This window comes from Bacillus sp. 05T31 (genome assembly GCF_056396725.1).
The window spans coordinates 1-4,813 of the sequence record NZ_JBFTMA010000478.1; the positions used below are offsets into that span (position 1 = coordinate 1).

Genomic DNA, 4,813 nt, shown 5'->3' on the forward strand with positions numbered 1-4,813 from the left:
CCCTTTTTCTTATCACCATATAAACACTCATAATAAGCTAAATCTCCATCACTGATAAAATTAAAATCTATGTTTTCTAAGTTAAAACCAAACTCGATATACAAAAATGCAAGAGTTGTCTTAAAGGATGTATATTTTTGAGTCCCTTTAGGCGAGCTTATTCCTTCAAGGCATTTTATAGCTTTTAATATAAATTTTTCAGCCATTAACTGATCCTCAAAGATGTAACTTTCACCTAAACAACAGTATGCTGTAGCCTTGACAACTGTGAAATTCATTTCGGAATCTATAATTTCCAAACAACTAGATCTACAGTTATCAATTTCGTTAGCATGTAACTGAGTATATGCAATTCGCTCTTTATGTTGCATACATAAACAGTATTTAATATAACCGTTGTCCATGTTAGCGACATGTGCTTCCGCAGCTTTTGCATACGACGTCATCGCACTATACCTTTGCTCATCATATTCTGCAGCCATAAATAACGTATTCAATAAAACTTGGCAATCGGAATCTGCAGAAACACGTTTCTCGTAAATCTCATCCAGTAATGTTTGTCCTCTTTTTCTGTTCATATTACGATGATTGTACAAGGTATATATACTTAAATATTTATGTACATCATTTTGGAGCTTTTTCAGATTTTCATCTTCTGTTACTACGCTGAGCTTTTCAATAAGAGAATCTATCAGCTCATACTCTCCAGCCACTTGACAGAAACTAAAAGCCTTTCTTACATTCATGCTAGTCGAGCACTTTAATATAAATTCTTTTACTTTGCGGGTTTGTTCCAACGGATTTTTATATACATAATGTATTAACTTCTCGTAAACATCAAACTTCATTTCTCCAGTTTTTAATTCTAGGCCGTTAGAAATAGTTGTCCTACTTATACCAATCTCTTTTGCTATTTTCCGTACACTCATGTTCTTTGACTGTATCACGTTATTCAGCTCATTCATCAAAGCTTTCATGTTCATCCTCCTCAGGATCAGAACACAAGACTCCTCCCGTTTTATTTTTCAATAGGAAAACGTCCACAATAATTATGTATGCCTGAAAAGTATGTTATACTTAGTGCTGACTCATGGAAAGTTTTCCCTACACGCGATAGGGTAAAACGTTACAACTGGTGCGGCCACACCAGTTGTAACGCCGTGGGTCTTTTTGCTCTTTTATTTTATTATTTTCATCTTATCATAAAATTTAGAACATTCGTTTCACTCTTTCTCACATCATGTTGAGAAAGTTTTTTCTAAAAATAACAGAATCCCCACAAGAATATTTTACCATCAATCGAACAATTGTTCTACCTATTATTTAAATGCGTACAAAAATAGCACATATTGTATTTAAGCCAACTTTCCTGGTATTTATAGTTTAAAAATAATGCATTATATAATAAAGGAATGAATAACAATACAGAAACCGAGAGGACAAGTTGAACTCTCGGTTTTTTATACCCTAATTATACACCGCGCTCGCTCCCTCAAACGCTAYAATCCCCATAKTTTCTCCCTCTTTCATTAGCTAATATCTCGTTGTTTCACTTTTCGCCCCCATAACTGTTTCCATAAAACGATTGAAGCGATAGAAAGCATTATTGTTGTAATGATACTACCTTCAATACCAAATGAGCCTCCATGAAGCACTTCTGACCCATTTGTTACAGGTTTAAATAGYGGYGTTGAATATATCGTCATGCCACTAACTRCAAAACCATAGACRTTATATTGYGCCCAATTCCAAATGGAATGCCAYGCRCAWATCCCCCAAAGACTACTGTCCTTTAATACGTAAAAAGCTGCAAATACACCAACTAATATTATATTCGATATTGAAAGAATTGTAATACCTGGATTAAGTAAATGAAGAAAACCRAATAAAAAGGACGTCACTATAATCCCAACCCATATACGACTTCTAACAGAAATAACTGGAAACAACCAGCCTCGTACAATAATTTCTTCCGTTGCACCTTGTATTAAAAAAGCAATTAAAGATCCTACAATACCAAATATGGCGGTTGCCGTAATTTGTTGCATTTGTAGTTTTACAATACCTGTTAATACAAGTACAATTACTGGTATTGAAATGAAGACAAATCCTATTAACGCACCTCTCAAATACTTTCTCATCCATTGCACTTTCCAAAAACCAATGGATGAAAATGACCTTTTCTCTACAAACCTAATCCATAAAAAAATAAAAAATATAGCCCCACCAAACGTTAATATCATCTCAATATTATTATAAATTGCCTTTACAAATGATGTATCTGCTTTCGGTAAAAACAGCATAAACAACATGAAAAATTMACCTAAAGTTAAAAATACAATTGCAAGTATAACAGCGAAAATAGGATGAACTTTTCTTCTTCCTTCTTTTGCTGCTTCAATTATTTTAAATTGTTTATTTAGCAATATTCTTCTATCCTCCTTATTATTGTAATCATCTGTATTCTTAAAATATATATCGTTTCCCTTAAACATATTTTTTAAAATAAATGATTTCTGTTTGGAATAAATTCAGATTAGGAATAATATATAAATAAAAGAGATGTCTTCGTGCCTTTTACCAGTATCACCCAATTCATTCACTGGTATTACCAGCACTTGCTATTTCCCACCATTTGTTGTAAGATAGTAATTAAGGTCAATTTAGCACTATACTTTCTTTGCATATTATCAAGTATCAATCAGGAATGTTTTGTACTCCTTATGGATTTTTGATAATATGTGAACTTTTATTTTCAATCGAATAAGGCCGATCATATTGTATATCTTTTTAAATTTTAGGAGGCATTACCATGACATTAACAGGTAAAGTAAAATGGTTTAACAGCGAAAAAGGTTTCGGTTTCATCGAAGTTGCAGACGGTAGCGACGTATTCGTTCACTTCTCAGCTATCACTGGCGACGGCTTCAAATCTCTTGACGAAGGTCAAGAAGTTAGCTTCGAAGTTGAAGACGGTAACCGTGGACCTCAAGCTAAAAACGTTGTAAAGCTATAATTCAATCAATAAAAAGGTTGTTACCAGCTCGGTTAACAACCTTTTTAATATATAACTAAAAATTTTTACATAAAAGGAGTGGTTACATGTATCGCAATCGAAAGAACGATGTAGCAGAAGTACCACCAGAACAAACCCCTGTTTGGGAATGTGAATCAGAGGATTGTTTAGGATGGATGAGAAAGAACTTTTCATTTGAAGAAGAGCCTAAATGCCCTTTATGTAAAAGTAGTATGAAAAGCGGAGAACGTTTATTACCTAAAATAGGTTGATTTTTACAAGCCCCTCTTATTTTAAATAAGAGGGGCTTTTTTATTAATAATGAATATCCTCTACATCTGTTCGTACAATAGAATACATTAATGCATCGTGTTGTTTATTTCCTTGATGAATGTATCCACGTAACAGCCCTTCTTGTTGAAAACCTAATTTAGATAACATATTACACGAAGTTATATTTTCAGGATATGTAATAGCTCCAATTCTAAATTATTATAGCAGAAAAAGTATTTATAATTAGGAAAGTCCTTAATGTCCCACAAATCAAATATTTCTAGCGATGTTTATCCTATTAATAATATATAACTTCGTTGTATTTATTAATTCCCCTCTAAAAACCACCCCTAATTTATACCCTCTCATGTTAAAATATAGAAAAACAGTAAATATTTCTTACGGAGGTGCTTAAACTTTATGTATATTTTCATTGGCTTATCCCTCTTGCTCATTTTACTCATTTTTTTATTCGCAAAAAAATTCACACCAAACTCATTTATGATGACAAGTTTTAAAGGAAATAGCTTTAAGACATTTTCAGTTGGTATATTAATCGCTGCCACACTCTCTCTTTCATACGGAATGTATCACGCAGCAACATATCAACCTAGATATTTAGATATTAAATTGCAAAATCAAAATTTCACTGTTTTTGGTACTGTTGGTGAGTTTGGTTATTTCTCAGAAGAATTACTAAAAAAAGATGCAGAAGTTGAACTGTATTTTGTCTCTTGGGAAACAATACAATTAAATAATCCAGAAATAATAGTAGACTACCCTTCAGGTAAACAGGAAACATGGAAGCCTAATATAACATTAATTCCTACAAATAAATTAAAAGAAAAACATAGTATTAAAGAACTTTATCGGCTCTCACCGTATTCATTTGAAGAATCTGGAAAAATAACATTAACTATTAAAGAGAATAAAGCCAATCATAAAAAGATTGCAATTAATGTTAAATAATTACAAATAAAATGTATTCAATATTATTATTTTGACTGTTCATTCAATGTCGTAATTAAAATCTTTCCAATTTGTAACTTCAATTACTTCCGGTTCACCTTTAATTCCGAGGCTCTTTTCAATATCATATAAAGCAACTCGTACTAATTCTTCTTCACTATAACTTTTGATCGTTTCATATACTGGATTAGTGCTCTTATAAAACATTCTTACTAATAGCTTTTGTTTACCAGATGTATGTTTCCACTTCCTGCTTGTCCATGTGCAAGCATCACAATGTAAATCACTGTTTTCCGTTACGATAAAACCTGTGCCGTCAGCCGGTAGTTGTTCATCTAGTATGTCAAAACCTAAGTAAATACTTATAAGCGATGAATTTTTAAATTTATTAAAATGCTCATTTAACTCATTAGACTGTAATAACGTTTGTGCGATATCATGTGGAGCTGCTAAAACGACATAATCAGCTTGTATTGTCTCATGATTTGCAAAAGAAACCTCATACCGATCCCCTTTTTTACTTATCACTGTTGTTACAGCACCTTTATTAATGAC

At 32.3% G+C, this 4,813-nt stretch carries 5 protein-coding genes and 2 pseudogenes; 3 read left to right on the forward strand and 4 right to left on the reverse strand.

All coding sequences use genetic code 11. From position 1 onward, the window contains the following. On the reverse strand, positions 1-977 hold a 977-nt coding region (locus AC1DJR_RS22270), incomplete at its 3' end, for an AimR family lysis-lysogeny pheromone receptor (protein WP_477003522.1). Between the two features lie 552 nt (positions 978-1,529). Then, on the reverse strand, positions 1,530-2,426 hold the full coding sequence (locus tag AC1DJR_RS22275) for a CPBP family intramembrane glutamic endopeptidase (protein ID WP_477003523.1): 897 nt from the start codon (positions 2,424-2,426) through the stop codon (positions 1,530-1,532). A gap of 386 nt (positions 2,427-2,812) precedes the next feature. Between AC1DJR_RS22275 and cspD the strand changes: the two genes are divergently transcribed. Both cspD and AC1DJR_RS22285 read left to right on the forward strand, forming a co-directional pair. Further along, positions 2,813-3,016: a cold-shock protein CspD gene (cspD, locus tag AC1DJR_RS22280; protein WP_002012849.1), complete on the forward strand. Its 204-nt coding sequence runs from the start codon at positions 2,813-2,815 to the stop codon at positions 3,014-3,016. A gap of 86 nt (positions 3,017-3,102) precedes the next feature. Continuing rightward, a complete protein-coding gene (locus AC1DJR_RS22285) occupies positions 3,103-3,288 on the forward strand; it encodes a cold-shock protein (protein WP_000286202.1) in 186 nt (61 codons plus the stop codon). 43 nt (positions 3,289-3,331) lie between these two features. Here the strand turns inward: AC1DJR_RS22285 and AC1DJR_RS22290 are convergent. After that, positions 3,332-3,505: pseudogene (locus AC1DJR_RS22290) on the reverse strand (GNAT family N-acetyltransferase); the annotation flags it as partial. 204 nt (positions 3,506-3,709) lie between these two features. Between AC1DJR_RS22290 and AC1DJR_RS22295 the strand changes: the two are divergent. Then, entirely contained in the window at positions 3,710-4,258 is a 549-nt protein-coding gene (locus tag AC1DJR_RS22295; protein ID WP_429692425.1) for a hypothetical protein, read from the forward strand. A gap of 60 nt (positions 4,259-4,318) precedes the next feature. Here AC1DJR_RS22295 and AC1DJR_RS22300 read toward each other — a convergent pair. After that, positions 4,319-4,813 (reverse strand): annotated as a pseudogene (locus AC1DJR_RS22300) (FAD-dependent oxidoreductase); the annotation flags it as partial.

Excerpts from the sequence above, each read along its gene's own strand:
- cspD (WP_002012849.1), top strand. The coding sequence starts at position 2,813 with ATGACATTAACAGGTAAAGTAAAATGGTTTAACAGCGAAAAAGGTTTC.
- AC1DJR_RS22285 (WP_000286202.1), top strand. The coding sequence starts at position 3,103 with ATGTATCGCAATCGAAAGAACGATGTAGCAGAAGTACCACCAGAACAA.
- AC1DJR_RS22295 (WP_429692425.1), top strand. The coding sequence starts at position 3,710 with ATGTATATTTTCATTGGCTTATCCCTCTTGCTCATTTTACTCATTTTT.